The sequence below is a fragment of the Salinicoccus hispanicus genome (assembly GCF_009831115.1).
Lineage (GTDB): Bacteria > Bacillota > Bacilli > Staphylococcales > Salinicoccaceae > Salinicoccus > Salinicoccus hispanicus.
In genome coordinates this window covers 24,090-44,851 of record NZ_WUUK01000002.1, presented here as the reverse complement: position 1 = coordinate 44,851, position 20,762 = coordinate 24,090, and the positions used below count along the sequence as shown (strand labels likewise).

23 protein-coding genes are annotated in these 20,762 nt (G+C 46.2%); 7 read left to right on the top strand and 16 right to left on the bottom strand.

All coding sequences use genetic code 11. From position 1 onward, the window contains the following. Positions 1–46: 46 nt before the first annotated feature. Genes GQ671_RS05155 through GQ671_RS05145 form a run of 3 tightly spaced genes read right to left on the bottom strand, consistent with a single transcriptional unit; the run spans position 47 to position 2,227 of the window. Positions 47–820 carry an SDR family NAD(P)-dependent oxidoreductase gene (locus tag GQ671_RS05155; protein ID WP_160653720.1) on the bottom strand — a complete coding sequence of 258 codons (774 nt, stop codon included), beginning with the start codon at positions 818–820 and terminating at the stop codon, positions 47–49. A gap of 17 nt (positions 821–837) precedes the next feature. Next, positions 838–1,557, bottom strand: coding sequence for a YebC/PmpR family DNA-binding transcriptional regulator (locus GQ671_RS05150; RefSeq protein ID WP_160653717.1), 720 nt, complete (start codon positions 1,555–1,557; stop codon positions 838–840). A 55-nt stretch (positions 1,558–1,612) separates the two neighbouring features. Further along, a complete protein-coding gene (locus GQ671_RS05145) occupies positions 1,613–2,227 on the bottom strand; it encodes a Bax inhibitor-1/YccA family protein (RefSeq protein WP_160653716.1) in 615 nt (204 codons plus the stop codon). 264 nt (positions 2,228–2,491) lie between these two features. Between GQ671_RS05145 and GQ671_RS05140 the strand changes: the two genes are divergently transcribed. After that, entirely contained in the window at positions 2,492–3,667 is a 1,176-nt protein-coding gene (locus tag GQ671_RS05140; RefSeq protein WP_160653713.1) for a LysM peptidoglycan-binding domain-containing protein, read from the top strand. A 59-nt stretch (positions 3,668–3,726) separates the two neighbouring features. On the opposite strand, the gene GQ671_RS05135 is transcribed toward GQ671_RS05140, so the two are convergent. Together GQ671_RS05135 and GQ671_RS05130 are read right to left on the bottom strand one after the other, a co-directional pair. Beyond that, the gene (locus GQ671_RS05135) at positions 3,727–4,620 is read right to left on the bottom strand and encodes a Rossmann-fold NAD(P)-binding domain-containing protein (protein ID WP_170288644.1); all 894 of its coding nucleotides are present in this window, start codon (positions 4,618–4,620) and stop codon (positions 3,727–3,729) included. Positions 4,621–4,667: 47 nt separating this feature from the next. Further along, complete coding sequence (locus tag GQ671_RS05130; RefSeq protein ID WP_160653708.1) at positions 4,668–5,816, bottom strand: MFS transporter; 1,149 nt, start codon at positions 5,814–5,816, stop codon at positions 4,668–4,670. 73 nt (positions 5,817–5,889) lie between these two features. Here GQ671_RS05130 and GQ671_RS05125 point away from each other — a divergent pair, with 73 nt between their 5' ends. Beyond that, on the top strand, positions 5,890–6,297 hold the full coding sequence (locus GQ671_RS05125; RefSeq protein ID WP_160653705.1) for an ion channel: 408 nt from the start codon (positions 5,890–5,892) through the stop codon (positions 6,295–6,297). 14 nt (positions 6,298–6,311) lie between these two features. Here the strand turns inward: GQ671_RS05125 and GQ671_RS05120 are convergent, their stop codons facing one another. Then, positions 6,312–7,496 carry a cation:dicarboxylate symporter family transporter gene (locus GQ671_RS05120; protein ID WP_160653702.1) on the bottom strand — a complete coding sequence of 395 codons (1,185 nt, stop codon included), beginning with the start codon at positions 7,494–7,496 and terminating at the stop codon, positions 6,312–6,314. A 92-nt stretch (positions 7,497–7,588) separates the two neighbouring features. Next, positions 7,589–8,095 carry a GNAT family N-acetyltransferase gene (locus GQ671_RS05115; RefSeq protein WP_160653699.1) on the bottom strand — a complete coding sequence of 169 codons (507 nt, stop codon included), beginning with the start codon at positions 8,093–8,095 and terminating at the stop codon, positions 7,589–7,591. A 109-nt stretch (positions 8,096–8,204) separates the two neighbouring features. Between GQ671_RS05115 and GQ671_RS05110 the strand changes: the two genes are divergently transcribed. Further along, entirely contained in the window at positions 8,205–8,489 is a 285-nt protein-coding gene (locus GQ671_RS05110; RefSeq protein ID WP_160653696.1) for a hypothetical protein, read from the top strand. A gap of 37 nt (positions 8,490–8,526) precedes the next feature. Here the strand turns inward: GQ671_RS05110 and queF are convergent, their stop codons facing one another. The 5 genes from queF to queC form a co-directional block, all read right to left on the bottom strand. Then, complete coding sequence (gene queF / locus GQ671_RS05105; protein ID WP_160653693.1) at positions 8,527–9,015, bottom strand: preQ(1) synthase; 489 nt, start codon at positions 9,013–9,015, stop codon at positions 8,527–8,529. 114 nt (positions 9,016–9,129) lie between these two features. Beyond that, on the bottom strand, positions 9,130–9,825 hold the full coding sequence (locus GQ671_RS05100; RefSeq protein ID WP_160653690.1) for a DsbA family oxidoreductase: 696 nt from the start codon (positions 9,823–9,825) through the stop codon (positions 9,130–9,132). A 77-nt stretch (positions 9,826–9,902) separates the two neighbouring features. Then, positions 9,903–10,622 (bottom strand): 7-carboxy-7-deazaguanine synthase QueE, encoded by a 720-nt coding sequence (queE, locus tag GQ671_RS05095; RefSeq protein WP_160654975.1) that lies wholly within the window; start codon positions 10,620–10,622, stop codon positions 9,903–9,905. After that, on the bottom strand, positions 10,619–11,029 hold the full coding sequence (queD, locus tag GQ671_RS05090) for a 6-carboxytetrahydropterin synthase QueD (RefSeq protein WP_160653687.1): 411 nt from the start codon (positions 11,027–11,029) through the stop codon (positions 10,619–10,621). The genes queE and queD overlap by 4 nt, the downstream gene beginning before the upstream one ends. Continuing rightward, positions 11,029–11,688, bottom strand: a complete 660-nt coding sequence (gene queC / locus GQ671_RS05085; protein ID WP_160653684.1) for a 7-cyano-7-deazaguanine synthase QueC — start codon at positions 11,686–11,688, stop codon at positions 11,029–11,031. The genes queD and queC overlap by 1 nt, the downstream gene beginning before the upstream one ends. A gap of 179 nt (positions 11,689–11,867) precedes the next feature. Here queC and ggt point away from each other — a divergent pair, with 179 nt between their 5' ends. After that, a complete protein-coding gene (gene ggt, locus GQ671_RS05080) occupies positions 11,868–13,580 on the top strand; it encodes a gamma-glutamyltransferase (RefSeq protein ID WP_160653680.1) in 1,713 nt (570 codons plus the stop codon). 150 nt (positions 13,581–13,730) lie between these two features. Continuing rightward, positions 13,731–14,687, top strand: a complete 957-nt coding sequence (trhO, locus tag GQ671_RS05075; RefSeq protein WP_160653676.1) for an oxygen-dependent tRNA uridine(34) hydroxylase TrhO — start codon at positions 13,731–13,733, stop codon at positions 14,685–14,687. Between the two features lie 47 nt (positions 14,688–14,734). Here trhO and GQ671_RS05070 read toward each other — a convergent pair whose 3' ends face one another. Together GQ671_RS05070 and GQ671_RS05065 are read right to left on the bottom strand one after the other, a co-directional pair. Further along, positions 14,735–15,721 carry an acrylyl-CoA reductase family protein gene (locus GQ671_RS05070; RefSeq protein WP_160653673.1) on the bottom strand — a complete coding sequence of 329 codons (987 nt, stop codon included), beginning with the start codon at positions 15,719–15,721 and terminating at the stop codon, positions 14,735–14,737. Between the two features lie 198 nt (positions 15,722–15,919). After that, positions 15,920–16,558, bottom strand: coding sequence for an O-methyltransferase (locus tag GQ671_RS05065; protein ID WP_160653670.1), 639 nt, complete (start codon positions 16,556–16,558; stop codon positions 15,920–15,922). A gap of 296 nt (positions 16,559–16,854) precedes the next feature. Between GQ671_RS05065 and GQ671_RS05060 the strand changes: the two genes are divergently transcribed. Beyond that, entirely contained in the window at positions 16,855–18,336 is a 1,482-nt protein-coding gene (locus GQ671_RS05060; RefSeq protein ID WP_160653667.1) for an MDR family MFS transporter, read from the top strand. A gap of 123 nt (positions 18,337–18,459) precedes the next feature. Here the strand turns inward: GQ671_RS05060 and GQ671_RS05055 are convergent, their stop codons facing one another. Next, positions 18,460–18,654, bottom strand: coding sequence for a YwbE family protein (locus tag GQ671_RS05055; protein WP_160653664.1), 195 nt, complete (start codon positions 18,652–18,654; stop codon positions 18,460–18,462). Between the two features lie 204 nt (positions 18,655–18,858). Here GQ671_RS05055 and GQ671_RS05050 point away from each other — a divergent pair, with 204 nt between their 5' ends. Continuing rightward, on the top strand, positions 18,859–19,347 hold the full coding sequence (locus GQ671_RS05050; protein WP_160653661.1) for a metal-dependent hydrolase: 489 nt from the start codon (positions 18,859–18,861) through the stop codon (positions 19,345–19,347). Between the two features lie 97 nt (positions 19,348–19,444). On the opposite strand, the gene GQ671_RS05045 is transcribed toward GQ671_RS05050, so the two are convergent. Further along, positions 19,445–20,656, bottom strand: a complete 1,212-nt coding sequence (locus GQ671_RS05045; protein ID WP_160653658.1) for a threonine synthase — start codon at positions 20,654–20,656, stop codon at positions 19,445–19,447. Between the last annotated feature and the right edge of the window lie 106 nt (positions 20,657–20,762).

Genomic DNA, 20,762 nt, shown 5'->3' with positions numbered 1-20,762 from the left:
TAGTACAGAATTTTGGCAATAAAAAAACGCCCGAAGGCGTTATAATTTATAGTGCATGGCCGGAAGCACCGTCTATATTGATCGCATCTCCACTTACATATGAAGCGAGTTCCGAGCAGAGAAAAGTGATGACATTGGCAGCCTCCTCCGTATCACCGATTCTGCCGAGCGGAATGTTGTGCCTGTCGAGCCTTGAATATTCGTCCCAGCTCAATTCAGGTGCTTCCTTTTTCCATTTTTTCTCTATCTGGTCACTGCGTATAAGACCAATGCATACCGTATTCACCCGGATGTTGTATTTCCCAAGGTCTTTACTCATCGCTTTCGTCATCGCCATGCCTGCAGCACGTGAAACGGTTGTCGGCAATGAAGAGGCAGGCGGCGTCTTGCCGAGTACCGCTGTAAGATTCACTATGGCGCCACCCTGCTTTTTCAAATGTGGCAGAGCAGCATTCGACATTCTGACAGCACCGAGCAGTTTAAGATCAAGGTCCTGTTCCCAGTCGGAGATGGATATATCCTCAAATGACTTCGCAAATGAGCCGCCTGCATTGTTGACGAGAATGTCGAGGCGTCCATACCTTTCAATCGTCTGTTCAATAATGTGCACTGCCGAATCATTCTTCTTAACATCCGCAACAACATAATCGACTTCACCGTATTCGGATAGTGCTTCTTTCGCTTCGATCAGCTTGTCTTCACCTCTGGCGACCAGCATGACCTTCGCTCCAAGCTTCACCATCTGACCCGCCGTTTCACGACCGATGCCCTTACTGCTGCCCGTAATTACTGCCACTTTCCCCTGATAACCGAAATCCATCCATTCTCCTCCTCTGTCTATGCACCTAGATTGACGTTATGGTAGACGTTCGACACGTCTTCAAGCTCCTCCAGAACCTCGATCAGTTTCTCGAACTGCTCCTCTGCTTCCGTCTCGAGTGACACTTCGTTCTGGGCGACCATGGTCTGTTCCGCAACTTCATAATCATCGACACCCATTTCATCGAGCGCCTGTTTGATTTCATGGAAAGCTTGAGGTGCGCCATAGACTACTGTATAGCCGTTCTCTTCAGTGACATCTTCTATATCCATGTCCTTCTCCATCAGATCCATCATCGTATCTTCAGGGTTAAAACCAGTGAATACAAATACCGATTTTGAGTCGAACATGTAGCTTACCGCACCGCTGACACCCATATTCCCGCCATTCTTGCCAAAAGCGGCACGTACATCAGAAGCCGTGCGATTAACATTGTTTGTCAATGCATCCACAATAATCATGGAGCCTTCAGGTCCGAAGCCTTCATAGCGCAGTTCATCAAACGTCTCTTCATCGTTGCCCTTCGCCTTGTCGATCGCCTTGTCGACGATGTGCTTGGGCACCGAGTATGTTTTCGCCCGATCAAGAACTGCTTTCAGCGCCTGATTGCTTTCCGGGTTCGGTTCGCCCTTTTTGGCTGCAACATAGATTTCGCGTCCGAACTTTGCATTTACCCGGCTCGTATCTTTATCTTTCTGCGCTTTTTTCTCTTTGATATTATTCCATTTACGTCCCATTCTTTCATCTTCCTTCATTACATTGATTTATCTATAATATATCATTTTATGACATCTAGCGCCTATTGTTAATATAACGATACAGCCGCAGCAGTCTTTTGATGATGATCAGCAGGTTGATGAACAGATTGAATCCCATCTCCCTCGGGCTGAATCTTTTATTCTTCATACGATTGAAGTCATACATAGTAAAGAGAATATAGAGTACAAGACCGCCAATCGTCAGTGCAAGTGTCATAAAGGGCAGGTTGATGAAGAAGTTGAGCAGTGATGCAAAGATTACAACGAGCAGTGCAATAAACAGGTACCTTCCCCAGTGTGTAATATCTTTGAGCAGAAAATAGCCGATAAAGCCAAAAAATACGAATACAAGAATACCGAGCAGCACGATGCGGTAGAATATGTCCGACCCGAAATCTGCGATGAACGATTCAAAAAGACCATAGGAAACCAGACCGATCAGTATGGCATACAGATGGCTGATGATCAGCCCTGTCCTATTGAATCCTCTTACAAACAGAGAAATCATCATGAGACCAAATAGGATGGTCGATGCGGTCGGGCGCCATTCTTCAGGCAGGTACTGGCCAAAATATGTACCGATGCCGAATATCACCCAATAGTAGAGAAAGTAGAGCCAGACTTTTCCGTAGTCATGCCGAGTTGCCATTCAAAGGACCTCCTGAAACAATTATGATAATACATTTTGTATACCCTTGATGACTAAAGTCCACTCTATTAGATTTTATTACCATTACAAGACTATTCTGAATATGATGAAAGTGTTTTATTTCTATTACAGTTATATTACATTGCACTTTTTTGATGATTTATTTGGTAAGATGAAACCTGTAATCAAAGACAACTGTGTAATATACCGACAACAATATAAAATACATACATCATACCCATAATCCAGGAGGTCACTACTTTCATGAAAAAGATCATCACTGCTTTGACAGCGACAGCAGCACTTACTACATACGGTCTTGCGGATCAGGCGGAAGCTTCTTCATACAAAGTCCAGAGTGGAGATACACTTTGGAAAATTGCAAATCAGAACAGCGTATCCGTTTCCCAGCTCAAATCTTGGAACAACCTTTCTTCAGACCTGATCTTCATCAATCAGAATCTGAAAACAAGCGGCAGCAGTTCCAGCAGTTCAGATTCAAGCAGTTCAAAATCATCCAGCTCTTCACAGTCTTCCAGCAGTTCAAGTTCAAGCAGTTCTGCAAGTGGAACATATACTGTTAAATCGGGAGATACACTGAGCAAGATTGCAAGAGCAAATGGCATGAACTACAGAACACTGATGAACATCAACAACATATCTTCACATATCATACACCCGGGCCAGAAGCTCTCACTCGGCGGAAATGCTTCCAGCAGCTCAAATGATTCCGATAGCAAGACTTCTGAGAAATCCGAATCAAAGAATGAAGTCAAAGAAACTTCAAATAATTCAAGCAGTGCTTCCAGCAGCTCATCAAACACTTCAAGTAGCACCTACAGTGTCAAAGCAGGCGACACACTGAGCAAGATTGCAAGAGCACATGGCACTACATATAGAAATATCATGAACCTGAACAACATGTCCTCCACAGTCATCCACCCAGGACAATCTCTGAAGGTTTCCGGAACTGCAAGTACTTCAAGTTCTTCAAGCAGCAGCTCAAATGATTCAAGCAGCAACTCCAGCGCTTCCGAATCCAAAGAGACAGTTACACAAAATGTTTCTGCACCTGCTCCAACGAACGTTTCCTATGGCAAGAACTACTACACATGGGGCGAATGTACTTGGTACGTATTCGAACGTCGTCAGCAGCTTGGAAAACCTGTAGGCAATGGCTGGGGCAATGCCTACAACTGGGATACCGGTGCGAAAAGTGATGGATACAAAGTGAACAACTCTCCATCCGTCGGCGCAATCATGCAAGCTGATGCATGGACCAACTTTGCCTGGGGCATGGGCCACGTTGCAGTCGTCGAAAGAATCAATTCAGACGGTTCCATCCTTGTATCCGAAATGAACTTCGGTAGTGGACAGGGCGTCAAAGCTTTCAGAACCATCAGTGCTTCCCAAGTTTCAGGTCATAACTTCATCCATTAATCAATACACATAAAAAAGAGGAACGAAATCTTAAAAGATTTCGTTCCTCTTTTTCGTGCTCATTCGTTAGATGATGGATTTTCCAGTCTTGGAGCCTGGCTATTTATGATCATTTCCACCTGATAGATGCGGTTGACCAGTGCATACAGTGGTGCCTGAGTCAGCAGGTAGGTACTCCAGGACGATTTGGGTTCAAAGTCATGCAGTGCCATGATGAATTCCTTGCATCCGGGCAGTTCCCTGAATTCAAAGCGCGGCGTCTTGTTCATTTCTTTCCTGGACAAGCCACCGCCTTTGATCCTGTAGATTTCCACACCATCAAAGCTGCTTTCCGCGTCATATTTGACGACCAGCGCGGGCTGATCTCTTTTCACAAAATGGATCTTGATCAGCTGACCCTCGTATTCGACATTGATCACGTTGAAAAGAATTTCATTCAGCCATTCAAAATAGTATCTTCCTACATCCTTTATATGCCAGCCTTCAGGGAGCGGCGCCCTTTGCACACTTCTGACATTATTATAGTCCGATGCTTTGTAGGATAGGTTTTTACCGTACCTCTTCACCGGTGTATCTGTAGCCTTGACCTCTGTGCCATATGCACCAAGTACTTCCACTGTATAGTCATAGCTGACTTCATCTCCTACAAAGATGATCTGTTCTACTTCGTTGGCGCGGGAAGCCCGGGCAATGTTGTCAGCCAGAAGTATATAGAGATCGTCAAAACGTCCCTGGGTCTGTCTGTTGAGCCGCATTATGGGATCCTCGAAAAATATTACTATATCTATGTTCTTTAATGCTTTCTCAACTTCCGGTAATATGAAAAGATCTTTTTTCAGGAAGGTGATATCCATGTCGGTATCGTCCTGATTGAAGCTGGAGAAGGCGAAGAGATTGTATACATCTTTCAGCTCCCTATACAGGTTCTGTCCGATCCTCCCGTTTATTCCCATTAATAGAACGTTCTTCACTGTATCACACCCTTGCTTTCATGTTTTCCCTAAAGGGAATGAGTAAATCCACTTTTTTTATGAGCGATCTGGACACCAGCGAGCAAAATGATGAGAATCAGCCCGATGAATAAAAATGGTGTCTCGAAATATGTGGCAAATATTCCGGAAAGATAGGAGCCTGCCACAGAACCAAGCGAGAAGAAAGAATAGAACACACCATTGGCCTTTCCTCTCTCATGCATTTCCGTATTTTGTCCGATGATCTTATTCATGGACGGAAAGATGAAACTGAAACCGACGCCATAGATCACCATTACAATATAGATGAGGATGGTTGACGGCACCACATGCAGGAGCATCATTGCAAGACCGACAATGAAAATACCGGCTGAAACGAGCACCACTGGACTGTACTTTGTATATATCCGGTTGATCGGAGTGGCGAAAATCAGTATGGCTACGATACCGAAGACGCTCAGCATGGCACCTATCGACTGTTCCGACAGACCAATTCCAGAAACTTTCAGCGGCAGGCCGAAAGCAAGTGAACCATTGGAAACCATGAGGGTGAAAGCAGATATATAGGCTACGATCAGCGAAGGACGCGTAATGATCTGTCCGAAGTTGGTCTTATAATGAATCTCCCTGCTGTGTTCAGTTGTACTCTCTTCTACAACGGCCAGAATCAGAATGATGCCAAAAATGAAGATCATGGCCATGATGAAATAGACTGTCTGGTAGCTTGCCTGGCTTGAAATGATGCCACCGAGTGCAGGACCGATGACTGCTGCCACCCCGATGGAGACACCGGTAAGTGCCATTGAACGCCCGATTGCCGATTTTTTTGATATATCGGCAACAAGGCTGAATGCCGCCGGTGTCAGCAGACCGCTTGAGAAGCCATGTATGATGCGGATGAGTATCAGCAGACCGACAGAGGGCACAACAGTATAGGCCAGGAGTATGATGATCTGCAATCCCATTCCCGTCAACAGCATATTCCTTCTGCCGAACTTGTCGGATAGAAAGCCTCCAAAAACGTTTCCGACCATATTGAACAGGGAATAGATAGCTACGATTATTCCGGCTGTATATTCATCTGCACCCAATGAAAGCGCAAATGGTGTAATGATCGGCAGCTGGACGAACAGATCCAAAAAACAGATTACGATGATCAGGTATAGAAATTTATTCATAATCGATATCCTTTATCTTTCTGATTTGTACTACATACCATTATAAACAACTTCTCAATCATGGAGGAATTTCATGGCTCACGTTTTCTTAGGAATTCTCGTAGTCTTCGTGGCGTTTCAGCTCGGCGCCTTCGCAAAGAAAAAAGGCGATCTGGGTGACAGACATAAACTTTCCCTTAATTGGCCACTCTATTTATACATTTTTACTGTTATGTTCTCATTGTTCGTCACGTTTGCGGTCATCTATCATATTATTTCTTTCCAGACACCCATTTATATTAATGGCAATACTGGCGAACAAGTCACCCATTATACTTTTTGGCAAACACTCTATTATAGTGGTGTAACACTGCTATCAATCGGTTACGGAGACTTCACACCAGTAGGCGTCACTCGTTTTCTATCACTGTTTGAAGGATTTCTCGGAATTGTAATACCTTCTGTAATATTCATTAAGGAGATATCCAACAGCAATTCGTAGAGATTTTCTGAATTCTAGACGTTGAGTTTCTTTTCATACGCATTGATGATGCCGCTGACTGCACCATCCCCTGTAACATTGGCAGCAGTACCAAAGCTGTCCTGTGCCATATAGAGGGCAATCATGAACGCCACTGCCGCTTCTGTGAAACCGAGATTGCTCATGAGCACCCCGCTTGCGGCCATGATTGCACCACCCGGCACACCAGGGGCCGCAATCATGACGATGCCAAGTAGCATGATTGTGCCGAGCATCGTGAAGAAGCCGGGCAGTTCATAATCCGGCAGTACAGTCATGACTGCAATGGAACAGCTGACGATTGTAATTGTACTGCCTGATAGATGGATGTTTGCGCATAGTGGAATAACGAAATCGGCGACCCTGCTGCGGATCCCATTCTCCTTCGTCTGTCTCAATGTCACCGGTATTGTCGCTGCACTGCTCATTGTACCGAGCGCTGTAAAATAGGCAGGCAGCATCGTTTTGATCATTTTGAATGGATTTCTGCCAAGCAGTGCGCCAGCTATCGTGTACTGGATTGTAATCCATACCCAGTGAAGCAGTACGGCTACAAGCAGAACGACTCCGAATACGGCCAGTGTATCAAATACGGTACCCTGCGATGCCATTCCGGCGAACACGCCTGCAATGTAGAATGGCAGAATCGGAATGACCACTCTTTCTATAAGAAATTCCACTATATTCTTGCCTTCCTCAAACCATTTCCCCATAAGTTCCGACTTCGTCAGCGTAATGACGATTCCGAATGCAAATGCCAGAACAAGCGCTGTAAGAATATCCATGAGCGGTGCGATTTCAAACTCGAAGAATGGCTCGAGTCCAGTACCTTCGGCCGGCACACTGCCACCATCAGTAATACGGGGCATGACCATGACTGCTACAAGGTATGCCATGATGCCGGCTCCGAGAGTCGATATGTAAGCTGTACCCAGTGTGGCACCGACTACTTTACCTGATCCTCCTCCAATCTTTGATATACCATTGGCGATGAAGAAAAGAATGATCAATGGAATCATGAAGAATATAAAACTGCCAAGAATGGATTCGAAAGTCAGCAGCAGCGTCACCAAAAATTCGAGGACCGTCCCTACTCCTCCTGAAGTACCGAGGCCATAATAGAGTCCACCGATACCGATGCCGACTGCAATTCCTGCAATCAGCCTAAGTATTAATTTCACGTAAAATTCCTCCTTATCCTAAAGTCATACCCCTCCATGCTACTATATATGATGAGTAAAAAACCAATAAATATATGGAAGTTTTAGAACGTTCAGTCAAAAGTCTTCTCGTAGGCGACATACCAGTCATTTTCATTATCATCCAGGTTCAATTTCCCTTTGAACTGATAGCCATTTTTTTCAAACTGCTTCTGCATCTTTTCATTTTCAAGAGACGTATCCGTATGTATACCGTCATAGCCTTCAGATCTGATATGTGTTTCCATTGCCTTCATCATCCTGCGTGCAATACCATGACCCTGCTTTGATGGATCGACTGCCATTCGATGCATCGCCTTGCTTCTCTCGCGTGTCAGCTGCCATGGTATATCGTCATAAGGATAGGGATGGTCATCATCCACTACAACGAATCCGACTATAGTGCCCGACTCTTCATAGACATACAAAGAGCCGGCATCAATATCTCTGCTGAACCTTTCCCTGTTCGGATAATTCTCGCTCCATTGACTGTTGCCTGCTTCAATCATCAGGGGTACAACCTTCTCCTTTATCTCCATTACAGATTCCAGATCTTCATATAAAGCTTTTCTGATACTCATATATACCTCCTATTTTTTACACAATTCACTATTTTCCATTTTTTCATACACACATATTTTATTATAGTGTATACTGTAGGTGGATATAAATATAGAGGGGATTTTAAACATGCTGAAATTCGATAAAAACACAATGCCATATCATATTACAAATCTGATATTCTATATTTTCACACTCGCCGTTATCGGACTTATCTATGTATACGTGTTCTACCCGCCACTATCAGATATCGCAACGCAGGATTTCTTTGCAAGTTTCGGTCTGCGTGAATTTGGAGGACTACTCTTCTTCCTGCTACTGATCATCACGCCACTGCTTGTGCTGTATGGCGCAATATATCACCTATTCAGAATCGTCACTTTCAACAGAACAGATCGTACAGTCTCACAATAAAAAGGAGCCCGGAAGGGCTCCTTTTACTATTTCCGCTTTAGCGGTTATCCACTTTTTCCGGATACATGTCATGATTCATCATGCGGTACTCTGCCATTTCAGCATACTTTGTCTCCGCTCTGCCATAGTTGCAGTAAGGGTCGATGGAAATCCCGCCACGCGGGGTGAATTTGCCCCATACTTCAATATATTTCGGGTCCATCAGATTAATCAGATCATCCATGATCATGTTGACACTGCTCTCATGGAATCCACCATGATTCCTGTAGCTGAACAGATAGAGTTTGAGCGCCTTGCTTTCCACCATCTTGACGTCCGGGATATAGCTGATATACAAAGTCGCAAAGTCAGGCTGACTTGTTATCGGACATAACGTTGTAAATTCAGGACAGTTGAATTTGACAAAATAGTCGCGTCCCGGGTATTTATTGTCAAAAGTCTCCAGTACATCGGGGTTATAATCAAAATCATATTTCACATTCTGGTTGCCAAGCAGGCTCAGATCCTGCGTATTTTCTCCACTCATCATTCTTTCTCCTTTTATGCAATGAAACCTTGTACCGGACTGTGCACGCGGATCCAATGCATCCTAGTTTTTTATAGAGGGTATAGCTAAGTACCTCTCCATCAAATCTTTCTTCTACTCGCAGTATTCATCCGTGCAGGTGGAACCCTGATTATCGCCCAGATCAACGAGCGATTCTTCTTCCTGCTGGACCTTCTTCATCGCTTCAAGGAACTTTTCGGGCGGTTGTGCGCCGGAAACACTATATTTGCGGTTGATTACAAAGTACGGCACCCCCTGGGCACCGTGCTGGGTAGCCTCGTTCTGGTCGGATATGACTGCTTCTTTATAGTCATCAGCAGAGAACATATTGTCTACAGCGGAAATGTCCAATCCGATATCTCCTGCGATTTCCAGCAGTGTCTCTCTGTCTGCTACATTCCTATTGTCTGTAAAGTAGGCTTTATAGAGGTATTCCATGGCCATATCATCTTTTCCTGCTGTTTCGGCCTGCTTTACCAGACGGTGGGCGTCCATCGTATTCGACGGAACTACCGTATCCAGATTGAATTCCAGACCGGCAGCCCGGGCGGAATCACTGATCTGCGCATTCATCTGTTTCGCCTCTTCAAGGCTTCTGCCATATTTTTTGGCCAGCAGTTCCACCATTGTTTCCTCCGGCTGTACTGGTGCTGTCGGATCCAGACGGAAGCTTCTATAGATGACATTCACCTGATCCTTTGCATCAAACTGATCCAGTCCCATTTCAAAATTACGTTTGCCGATATAGCAGAATGGACATCCTATATCGGACCAGATTTCAATTTCCATGACTATCCCTCCTGTTATCGCTATTCCATGCATAGTATATCAGTTTTTACATATTTTCTTCTAAAAAGGGTCTGAAATCAGACACCCTGTTTGTTGCTCCACAGCAGCGTATGCAGCTGAGGCAATACTTTTGCGTCGTTCATCCGTGCATCTGCCATGGTCATATCAACGAGATTCTCATATCGTTCAAGGAGTCTCGACGTATGGTTATCGACATTATCACCAAGGAAGGGATTGCCTACTTGAAGATAGAAATCGACATGCGGGTACTTCCGATGCACGTCCGCCGCATATTCAAAATCCTTTTCATCAAAAACGACCACTTTGAGGTTGTAGTGTGCAGGTCCCTGATCCAGCCCTGCCATCACATGCTCAAGTTTTTCAAAATCCGTTATCATACCTGAGCTCGGCGGCTTCGGACTGATGGTAACGTCGTCGATCTCACTGAGCCACTCCTGGAATACTGTCCCTTGTGTTTCAACAGCGAGTCTGATGCCCCTCTCTTTCGCCTTGATGACGAAGTCCTGCATGTTTTTGAGCAGTGCAGGATTTCCTCCGGAAATTGTTACATGATTGTAATTGCCGGCCGCAAGTTCATCGAGCGACGCCAGAATTTCATCAGCAGTCATCATGCGTATATTCTCCTTCTGGCTGCCATCCCATGTGAAAGCAGAATCACACCAGCTGCAGCTGTAGTCGCATCCCGCAGTCCTGACAAACATCGTCTTCTGTCCGATGACGGCGCCTTCTCCCTGGAAGGTCGGTCCAAAAATTTCAAGTACTGGTACTTTCATTATTTCCTGCTCTCCTTAGGACGGTAGATGACATAGCTTGTCGGCGTCTCCTGCAGATATATCTGCAGACAGACCGGGCGGTTGTCCAATCCGGCAATAAATGTCTCGACCATGTCATATATTGTTTCCGCCAGTGTTTCAGATGTCGGTGGACGTTCTTTGAAACGTTCATGCTCATTCAGAAGCGTATGATCGAATGCATCGCTGATCAGTGATTTAAGTGAAGAGAAATTAACAAGAAAGCCAAGATCATCCAGTTGATCTCCGGCAAGCGTAATGTTTACAAAATACGTATGCCCATGCACTCTGCTGCATTTTCCTGCCCGCTCGTCAGGCACATAATGTGCTGCAGAGAAGTTCAGGTCCTTATTGAGTTCGTACTGGTAGTCGTGTGCTGGCGTCTGATACATCATTGTCCCTCCTTTTCATTCAGATATGCTTCGAGACCCGCGTTTCTAAGCCGGCAGGCCGGGCATTCTCCACAGCCATCTCCAATGACACCTTCGTAGCATGTCAGTGTTTTATTTCTTATATAGTCAAGCTGTCCATGTTTGTCGGCAAGCGCCCAGGTCTCCTTCTTATCAAGCCACATCAGAGGTGTCTCGATTACAAAATCCCGATCCATTGCCAGATTGGCGGTGACGTTCATCGATTTGACGAAGACATCCCGGCAGTCCGGATAGCCGCTGAAGTCCGTTTCGCATACACCTGTAATGATCGTCTTAGCCCCAATCTGATAGGCAAGTGCCGAAGCAAACGATAGGAAAAGCATATTCCTGGCAGGCACGAACGTATTGGGCACGCCCGCTCCTTCCCCCTCGGCAATATCCATGCTGTGGTCGGTCAGAGCGTTCGGACTCAGCTGTCCAAGCAATGACATGTCCAGTATACGATGCTTGAGCCCCTGCTCCATAGCGATGTTTTTCGCCACTTCTATTTCTGTGCTATGCCGCTGTCCATAGTTGAATGTAACAAGTTCCACTTCATCATAGTTTGCCATGGCATGGAACATGCATGTCGTACTGTCCTGTCCCCCGGAAAAAACAACGATTGCCTTCTGTCTGTCCATACATCATCCACCTCTTATCTTTCAATATCCAATTATATGATTTTACCAATTTTCATGGTGAATTTCCACTATCCGAGCCTGTTATTCGTCATACTTGGGAATGAACATTGGTTTAACACCCGTACTTTTAGGCTATACATCTATAACGCTTTACAGAAGCAGAACAGGAGAGGTGAAAAATGACCAATATTGAAGACATCTTTGAAGTGCAAAAGCAGCACTATAGTACTGAAAATCAGATTGAAGGCGATGAAGGTTCATATGGCATGGTCGCAAGTGCAATCGAAGAAGCAACACATGCCGGAAACCAGATGCTTGAACAGGGTGGAAATGCGTTCGACGCCCTGATTGCCGTCCAGCTCGCTCTTGCTGCCGTTGAAGGTATGAACACCGGTATAGGTGCAGGCGGTTTCATCGTATGCTACGATAGCGAAGATCAGGAGACAAAAGTCATCAATGCCCATTCCAGGTCCCCTGCAGAACTTGAGCCGGAACATTTTCTCGATGAAAATGGCGAAGTGATTCCTTTTGATGTACGTTCGACGCACGGTACTTCCATCGGTGTGCCGGGCATCATGAAAGGCCTTTTGCATCTGCACGAAAATTACGCTACCCTCCCGCTTGCAACATTGATCGACCCTGCCATCAGACTTGCGGAATCGGATTTTCGTGTGAACTCCCTATGGGAACGTACGCTCGAACTGTTTTCTCACCGTCTTGGCGAAGAAGCACGGAAGAAGTTCATGCCGGATGGTAAACTGCTCAAAGAAGGCGATACCATCGTCCAGCCCGAACTCGCCAACACCTTGAAGATCATCAGGGACGAAGGATTCGATTCCGTCTATGAAGGCAGGATTGCGGATGCCATTGTCGATGCCGTCAAAGAGCAGGACGGTGTCATGACCCACCAGGACCTGATCAATTACCATGTCAAAATTGAAGAACCATTATGGAGCAGTTATAAAGGTTTCGATATCGCCATGCCACCACCACCGAGTGGAGGCGGAATTGCTGTCGCCCAGCAGCTGAAAATACTGGAAGAACTCAATATTTCGCAATATGATCCACATTCACCTGAAAAATACCATCTGCTTGCCCAGACCATGCAGCTGGCTCTTGCAGATAAGAACACGCATATCGGTGATTCGGATTTCCATGAACTACCGATTGGCGGTCTTCTGCATCCGGAATATATCAATGAACGCAGAGCACAGATATCCACAGAAGATCGTGCACAGACATATATGCACGGTGATCCATGGAAGTATCAGGAAGGCAGGGATGGCGTCAGTGAAGTTGACAGATACGTCGACAATGAAGGATTTGAAACCACCCACTTCACTGCTGTGGACCAGTGGGGCAATGTTGCCTCCTGTACTTCCTCCATCGAGCGCATCTATGGCTCTGGCATCATGGTTCCAGGGTACGGGTTCATCATGAACAATGACCTGACCGATTTTGAAGCAGAGCCGGACCAGGTGAACGAACCGAACGGCCATAAATATCCGACAAGTTCCAAATGCCCCACCATCCTATTCCACGAAGGCAGACCTTTCTTCACGCTGGGTTCACCAGGGGCACAGACCATTGTAGCTTCCGTAGTGCAGACCATCATCAATATCATCGACTATAATATGTCACTCAATGAAGCGATCAGCGAACCGAGAGTCTATGTAACACGGGATCTTGAAACGCAATGGCAGGATGGTCTGGAAGATGATGTACTGGAGGCCCTGAAGAAAATGGGCTACCATTTCGACCAGTCATTCAAGGAACAGACTGCCGATACGCGAATCGGCGATGTACAGGCGATCATGATTGATCATTCGGATAATCATAAATTGTATGGGGCCGCTGATTCACCCCGTCCTGGCGGTGCAGAAGGCATATAGTGCATTAGAATCGAATATTTATTGACAAGTGTAAAAAGCCCTTTCAAATGCAGTGCGTAATTGGTATAATAAACCATTGCATAAAGGGCTTTTTTCTTTGTGCAACTATCAGGTATATCCTGCAAATATAATTGATAGGTGGAAAAGGAAATGAAATATCAAGTTTTACTATATTACTACTACAACAACATTGAAGATCCCGATGCTTTTGCGACGGAGCATCTCGAACTGTGCAAAAGCATGAACCTGAAAGGCCGCATCCTTGTTGCTGGCGAAGGCATCAATGGTACGGTATCCGGTACTGTGGCAGATACGGAGCAGTACATGGAATACATGAAGAACCATCCGCTTTTCGAAAACATCATATTTAAAATCGATGAGTCAGAGGGGCATACTTTCAAGAAGATGCATGTTCGTCCGCGTCCAGAACTGGTCAATCTCAGCCTTGAGGATGATATCAACCCTCACGAAATTACAGGCGAATACGTGGAACCTGAAGATTTCTTCAAGCAGATGCAGGATGACAATACTGTCGTTCTCGATGCACGGAACACGTACGAATACGATGTCGGACATTTCCGCGGCGCCATTCGTCCGGAGGTCGAGACTTTCCGTGATCTGCCGGAATGGGTTGAGGAGAACCGTGAAATGCTCGAGGGAAAACGTATTCTGACATACTGCACCGGCGGCATTCGCTGTGAGAAGTTCTCAGGATGGCTGAAACGTGAAGGTTTCGACGACGTCGGACAACTTCACGGCGGTATCGCCACCTACAGTAAAGACCCGGTTGTCAAAGGTCAGAACTGGGACGGCATGATGTATGTTTTCGATGAAAGGCTGACAGTTCCCGTCAATCAGGTTGAACATAATGTTGTCGGTCGTGACCATTTCGACGATACGCCTTGTGAACGCTACATCAACTGTGCGAATCCTGACTGCAACGATCAGATTCTTGCTTCGGAAGAAAATGAAGCAAAGCATCTTGGTGGCTGTTCCCTGGAATGCACAAAGCATCCGAAAAACAGATATATTGTCGATAACAACCTATCTGCAGAGTATGTGGATGCACAGATCAAAATGCTCGAAGAAGAAGTATTTGCCAAATAAAACGAACGCCCTTCACCCACTACACATTGTGGATGAAGGGCGTTTTTTTAGAATTTTACAATGACACGCCCACGGACATGTCCTTTGAGAATATCGTTCAGTGTATCCGGTAGTTCCTCGAGTGTCGCTTCATACGCAATATGCGTCTCCAGTGCAGAAGGCTTCAGATCATCCGCCAGGCGATCCCATACTTTCAATCGATGTTCCATCGGATACTTTACAGAGTCGATGCCGAGCCAGTTGATGCCACGGGAAATGAACGGCAGTACCGTCGTCTCGACTTCGATTCCCCCGGCAAGACCACATGTTGCAACAGAGCCGCCGTAATCCAGGCTGCTCAATATATATTGGAGCGTTTTGCCGCCGACGGGATCGACTGCCGCTTTCCACTGTCTCTTTCTCGTGGACTTTCCATCTTCATCAGTCACTTCATCGCGATGGATCACTGTATCAGCACCAAGGGATTTCAAGTACTCCGCTTCCTCTGTGCGGCCGGTGCTGGCAACAACACTGTAGCCCCGATCAGCAAGCATGTTGATTGCCAGGCTGCCGACACCACCGCTTGCGCCATCAACGAGCACCTTGCCAGGTCCCGGTTCCAGCCCATTCTCCTCGAGACGCTGGATACATAGCGCTGCCGTGAAACCGGCGGTACCGAGCTCCATCGATTCTTTCAGACTCAGTCCTTCCGGTAGTGGCACAACCCACTCTGAAGGCACTCTTGCCACTTCACTGAATCCGCCACTGTGGCGCGTACCGATATGGTAGCTCGTCGCAATCACCTCGTCGCCCTCTTTGAAGCGGTCATCTTCGGATGACATCACTGTACCCGCAAGATCGATCCCGGGAATGATCGGGAAGGTTTCTGCAATACTGCCCTTCACCGCCACCATGCCATCCTTATAGTTTACACTCGAGTAGGCAACCTTGATGGTCACTTCCCCCTCGGAGAGATCATCCATACCGATCTCCCTTATATCCATTGTTGTCTCTTCATCTTTCTTATCTACAACCAGTGCTCTGAACTTTTCCATAAACAGCCTCCTCAATATGAATAATAGAACTTCAATGTTTCCACTATACCCTTGAAACCACCGCTTTATCCATAATATTACTTCACAGAGTTATATTTCAACAATTCTCACACCCCTATCAATATGAAGGGATGATAAAAACCCGGCTCCAATCTGCATACGCCAATTGGAACCGGGTCACTGTCTATTCTATTATGATTAATCGAGTACGGCGATGATGAATCCATCATGTCCACTGCTGCCGACTGTCTGAACCGCTGTCGCATCCACACGCGGATGATCTGTAAGTATCTGAAGGAAACGCTGCATTCTGGGACATGTCGCCTCTTCCGCTTCGAAAGTCTCCATTATCTTACGCTCCGTTACAATGACCGAGCCACTTTTAGCCATGCCGATCGCTGCTTCCAGATAGTCCGGATAACGTTGCTGATTTGCATTGATGTATATGAAATCAAAACGCGGATAGCCTTTCTCCAGCAATTTCGGCAGTGTATTCTCTGCGGGTGTATCGATTACTTCGATCTTGTCATCCAGTTCAGCAGCACTGATATGTTTGCGCGCTGTTTCTGCATATTCCGGATTGGGTTCGATAGTTGCCATTCTGCCTTCTTCCGGCAGTGCCTTACCCAGCCATAATGTACTGTAGCCACTTAATGTACCTATTTCCAACACCGTTTTTGCACCTTTGATTCTCGCCAACAGCTGAAGAAATTTGCCCTGGCCGCTTACTGCTTCAGCTCTTTCTTCGTCATTTTCGAGAATCCCTGTCATTACTTCATCCTCAGCATTCAGCTGGGAAGTAAAATACGCGTCCACATCATTCCAAAGTTTGGACATGTTGAATAGTTCGCCTCCGTAGATTATAAGATATATTTTTGTAGTATGCTTCTATATTTTCCGAATATTTAATAAACATACTATAGTTGTGCATATTACACTAAAGCCGTATGAATTGCAAATGTGCCTTTACTGCCTTCTAAATGAAGAAGCCCTTAAAAACGCTGAGTGAACAAGCTAAATACGGCTATACGAATCAAGCATAATTCTTGTGTTATAAAGATGTGCATAATAATATAATCAAATGCAGTCATAAAGTTATGTCTTCAAATTAAATACATATAGGAGAACTGTTCATGGAGAAAAATACTACACCCCAATATGAATACTTATCGGATAATCCCGATATCAAGACTCTGCCCATCATGCTCTCCCTTATCATCGGTGCATTTTTTGCGATCTTGAACGAAACACTGCTCAATATTGCTCTGACGACACTGATGGAGCAGTTTGATGTTTCCCTGCCGACCGTACAATGGATGGCAACCGGCTTCATGCTTGTGATGGGAATCGTCATACCTGTTTCCGCACTCCTGATACAGTGGTTCACTACGCGCCAGCTTTTCCTTGGTACGATGATCGTATTCACCGCGGGTACCATCATCGCGGCCTCAGCGCCGACATTCGGCATACTGCTTGCAGGTCGAATGATACAAGCAGTCGGAACCGGCATGCTGATGCCGATCATGTTCAACGTATTCCTGTTGATGTACCCTCCTCATAAGCGCGGGAAGATAATGGGACTCGTCGGGCTGGTCATCATGTTTGCTCCAGCAATTGGACCCACACTTTCAGGAGTTATTGTAGAATATCTTGGATGGAGATTCCTGTTCATTTCAGTCATTCCATTCTCACTATTCTCAATTGTGTTTGCATTCTTTTTCCTGGTCAATGTATCAGAAGTGACACGTCCGAAGATCGACATCTTGTCGATCGTCTTCTCAACCATCGGATTTGGCGCCACCATCTTTGGCTTCAGTTCCGTAGGAGAGAGTGAGTCAGGCTTTCTGAGCATAGACGTTCTCCTGCCCATCGTTGCTGGACTGATTGGTATTTCCTTATTTGTCTATCGGCAACTGCATCTCGATGAGCCCATCATGGACCTCCGGGTATTCAAGTATCCAATGTTCCGGCATGCCGTCATCATGTTTCTGATCATTGTCATGACCATGTTTGCATCAGAAATCATCCTGCCTGTATATATGCAGGGCCCTCTGGCGCTAAGTGCTGCAACTGCCGGTCTCCTTCTGCTTCCCGGCAGTCTGCTGAATGGTGCACTCTCTCCTTTCATGGGTCAGCTGTTCGATAAGGTGGGGCCGAGACCTATGATGATCCCGGCGACACTCATATTGACAGGTACCATGTTCATGATGAGCCGGCTTGATACCGATACTTCCGTCTGGGTGATTGTCATCAGCTTCATGCTTCTTATGATTTCCGTTTCAGCCATCATGATGCCTGCCCAGACAAACGGTCTCAACCAGCTGCCGAAGAACATGTACCCCCACGGCACCGCTATTGTGTCCACGTTGCAGCCCCTAGCAGGCGCAATCGGCGTATCCGTGTTCATCAGCGTGCTGAATGCAAGACAGGCAAGCGTCCTGTCGAATTCCGATACCCCAAATGACCCGGCAACAGTCGATCAGGCCATGGTCGCGGGTGTTGAACTCGTCTACTTCATCGGATTCATCATCTCAATCGTCGCCTTCCTGATGGCACTGCGCGTTTATCGCGCAAGACCGGATGATATGGCTGATGCGCAGACAGAATCGAAATAAAAAACCGACAGTATATATTTAGAAGCCCCGTATGGATGCTTAAGTGCATCCGTACGGGGCTTTCTGCTTAAAAATTTTCCTCACTTATTCTGTATGCAGATGAGATTACTGATCTTTCCATTTCTATTGGATTATTTCCTTTACTCTGCCGACGATACCACTTTCAAGTTTTACCTTGATGCCATGCGGATGCGTTGCTGAGTTCGTCAGTAGCCTTGCGACTACACCTTCCGTCAGTTCACCCGAACGCTGATGATGCTTCTGCACCACCTTCACTTTTGAGCCCGGCTTTATATCATCTCTTCTTGTTCCATCCATATCATATTCCTCCTGATTACTTTTCCATCTATCATAACATGCACTCCTATTGAATGGACTGCCAGCATAAATATCTAAGTTTGTCGCACACAACACATTTGTTCACAAATAGTGAACAAATTCATCTTTGATGTTATAAAAATACAGATAAAACGCATATAATATATTATAATTATTATTCACCTAAAATAAGGAGGCCACATCATGACTGGAAAAACACATATATTGGGTGGCATCGCAGCCAGTCTGGCAGTCGCCCATACAGCAAATGAAAATCCGCTGATCATGGTCGGTGCGGGAATAGCCGGTGCCCTCCTGCCGGACATATGCCATAGTGGCAGTCTGATCGGTAAGAAATTCCCGATCCTATCCAGAATCATCAATCTGATATTCGGACACCGGACCTTCACACACAGCCTGTTGTTTCTGGTACTCGCATCGTTTCTCATAGACCGTTTTTTCCCGAACGATGTTCTTAAATACGGACTTCTGACGGGTATGGTCAGCCACTACATACTGGATATGGCGACAAAGCGTGGAATCAAACTGTTCTTCCCGCTCAGCCTCACCGTCCGATTTCCTCTGACCATCCGTACCGGGAGCAAAATTGAGAACCTGATCTTCAGTATTTTGACTCTCATCTCCTTTTATTTCGGATATGAATCACTCAGCTGGTTCGGCGTCGGATTCTGAAGCGTTTCAAATTACTCGCGAGTATCCAGCTAGTAGAATAGCCATCGATAGCAAATACTATCGATGGCTATTTATTTACTGAAAATATCCGGGATTCTTATTTTGGCAGGGTATCTCCCTTTTCCAGCATCTCAGATTCGATATCGACAGTATCCGGATACTTTATACCGGCACCGGTATTCAGTACGACGACTGTCTCATCTTCTCTGATCCAGTCCGCCTCTTTCAGTCTGCGTGCAGCTGCAAATGCTGCCGCCCCTTCCGGGCAGACGAAATTGCCTTCAAGACTCGCCACCTGCTTCTGCGCCTCAAGCATTTCGTCGTCATCGATGGCTATGGCACATCCATCCGTTTCATATAGCGCATCAAGCACAAGGAAATCACCCAGCGCTTTCGGCACATTGATGCCGAAGGCTTTAGTTTTGGAATCATGCCAGAATTCGGACTCGCGAGCACCTGCCTCCCAAGCTTTGACAATGGGGGCACACCCACTCGCCTGAACAGCGACCAGTCTTGGCAGATCGCCTTCTGTCCATCCAAGTGCCTTCAATTCCTTCAAGGCTTTATGGATGCCGATCAGACCGACACCGCCACCCGTCGGATAGAGTATGACATCGGGCAGATTGAAATCGAACTGTTCCGCAATCTCCAGCCCCATCGTCTTCTTGCCTTCTATCCGATAAGGCTCCTTGAGGGTGGAAACATCATACAGCCCCTGATCTTTGACAGCACTCCCGATAATCTTGCCTGCATCACTGATCAGTCCGTTGACAAGATAGAGATCCGCACCGGATATGGCGACTTCATTACGGGTGATCCGAGGCGCATCCCGAGGCATGACAATGGTCGACCTGATGCCGGCTCTGGCAGCATACAGTGCCCATGCCGCACCTGCGTTACCATTGGTGGGCATCGCAAATGCCGTGACACCCAGTTCCTTTGCTTTCGACACCCCGACAGCTGCACCCCGTGCTTTGAAGCTGCCGGTCGGTACAAGTCCTTCGTCCTTTATGTAGAGATTTTCGAGCGACATATCGACGCCAAGGCGTGGCAGATGGACAAGAGGTGTCATGCCTTCGCCGAGTGAGACGACATTGCTTTCATCTTCCACCGGAAGCAATTCGTGGTATCTCCACAAGTCGGCCTTTCGTTCTTTGAGGTGGCCGGGCTCCAGATGCTCTGCTATACCTTCCATATCGTATGCAACGAGCAGAGGGGATCCGCAAGTACATAGCTGATGCTGGTTTTTCGTGTCAAAGGTGCTGCTGCATTTTGGACAATAGAGATGTGATACGTAGCTATATTTCATTCAATCAGCTCCTGATCCATGATGTGGAATATGATACGCCTGATCTGCTGCAACGTTTTCATTATAATTGTAACAATAACTGAAGTTGAATGATAACCGATTACAT

What these genes read in the sequence shown, in the direction of transcription:
- GQ671_RS05155 (WP_160653720.1), bottom strand. Translation starts at nt 820, where the DNA reads ATGGATTTCGGTTATCAGGGGAAAGTGGCAGTAATTACGGGCAGCAGT.
- GQ671_RS05150 (WP_160653717.1), bottom strand. Translation starts at nt 1,557, where the DNA reads ATGGGACGTAAATGGAATAATATCAAAGAGAAAAAAGCGCAGAAAGAT.
- GQ671_RS05145 (WP_160653716.1), bottom strand. Translation starts at nt 2,227, where the DNA reads ATGGCAACTCGGCATGACTACGGAAAAGTCTGGCTCTACTTTCTCTAC.
- GQ671_RS05140 (WP_160653713.1), top strand. Translation starts at nt 2,492, where the DNA reads ATGAAAAAGATCATCACTGCTTTGACAGCGACAGCAGCACTTACTACA.
- GQ671_RS05135 (WP_170288644.1), bottom strand. Translation starts at nt 4,620, where the DNA reads ATGGGAATAAACGGGAGGATCGGACAGAACCTGTATAGGGAGCTGAAA.
- GQ671_RS05130 (WP_160653708.1), bottom strand. Translation starts at nt 5,816, where the DNA reads ATGAATAAATTTCTATACCTGATCATCGTAATCTGTTTTTTGGATCTG.
- GQ671_RS05125 (WP_160653705.1), top strand. Translation starts at nt 5,890, where the DNA reads ATGGCTCACGTTTTCTTAGGAATTCTCGTAGTCTTCGTGGCGTTTCAG.
- GQ671_RS05115 (WP_160653699.1), bottom strand. Translation starts at nt 8,095, where the DNA reads ATGAGTATCAGAAAAGCTTTATATGAAGATCTGGAATCTGTAATGGAG.
- GQ671_RS05110 (WP_160653696.1), top strand. Translation starts at nt 8,205, where the DNA reads ATGCTGAAATTCGATAAAAACACAATGCCATATCATATTACAAATCTG.
- queF (WP_160653693.1), bottom strand. Translation starts at nt 9,015, where the DNA reads ATGAGTGGAGAAAATACGCAGGATCTGAGCCTGCTTGGCAACCAGAAT.
- GQ671_RS05100 (WP_160653690.1), bottom strand. Translation starts at nt 9,825, where the DNA reads ATGGAAATTGAAATCTGGTCCGATATAGGATGTCCATTCTGCTATATC.
- queD (WP_160653687.1), bottom strand. Translation starts at nt 11,029, where the DNA reads ATGTATCAGACGCCAGCACACGACTACCAGTACGAACTCAATAAGGAC.
- queC (WP_160653684.1), bottom strand. Translation starts at nt 11,688, where the DNA reads ATGGACAGACAGAAGGCAATCGTTGTTTTTTCCGGGGGACAGGACAGT.
- ggt (WP_160653680.1), top strand. Translation starts at nt 11,868, where the DNA reads ATGACCAATATTGAAGACATCTTTGAAGTGCAAAAGCAGCACTATAGT.
- trhO (WP_160653676.1), top strand. Translation starts at nt 13,731, where the DNA reads ATGAAATATCAAGTTTTACTATATTACTACTACAACAACATTGAAGAT.
- GQ671_RS05070 (WP_160653673.1), bottom strand. Translation starts at nt 15,721, where the DNA reads ATGGAAAAGTTCAGAGCACTGGTTGTAGATAAGAAAGATGAAGAGACA.
- GQ671_RS05065 (WP_160653670.1), bottom strand. Translation starts at nt 16,558, where the DNA reads ATGTCCAAACTTTGGAATGATGTGGACGCGTATTTTACTTCCCAGCTG.
- GQ671_RS05060 (WP_160653667.1), top strand. Translation starts at nt 16,855, where the DNA reads ATGGAGAAAAATACTACACCCCAATATGAATACTTATCGGATAATCCC.
- GQ671_RS05055 (WP_160653664.1), bottom strand. Translation starts at nt 18,654, where the DNA reads ATGGATGGAACAAGAAGAGATGATATAAAGCCGGGCTCAAAAGTGAAG.
- GQ671_RS05050 (WP_160653661.1), top strand. Translation starts at nt 18,859, where the DNA reads ATGACTGGAAAAACACATATATTGGGTGGCATCGCAGCCAGTCTGGCA.
- GQ671_RS05045 (WP_160653658.1), bottom strand. Translation starts at nt 20,656, where the DNA reads ATGAAATATAGCTACGTATCACATCTCTATTGTCCAAAATGCAGCAGC.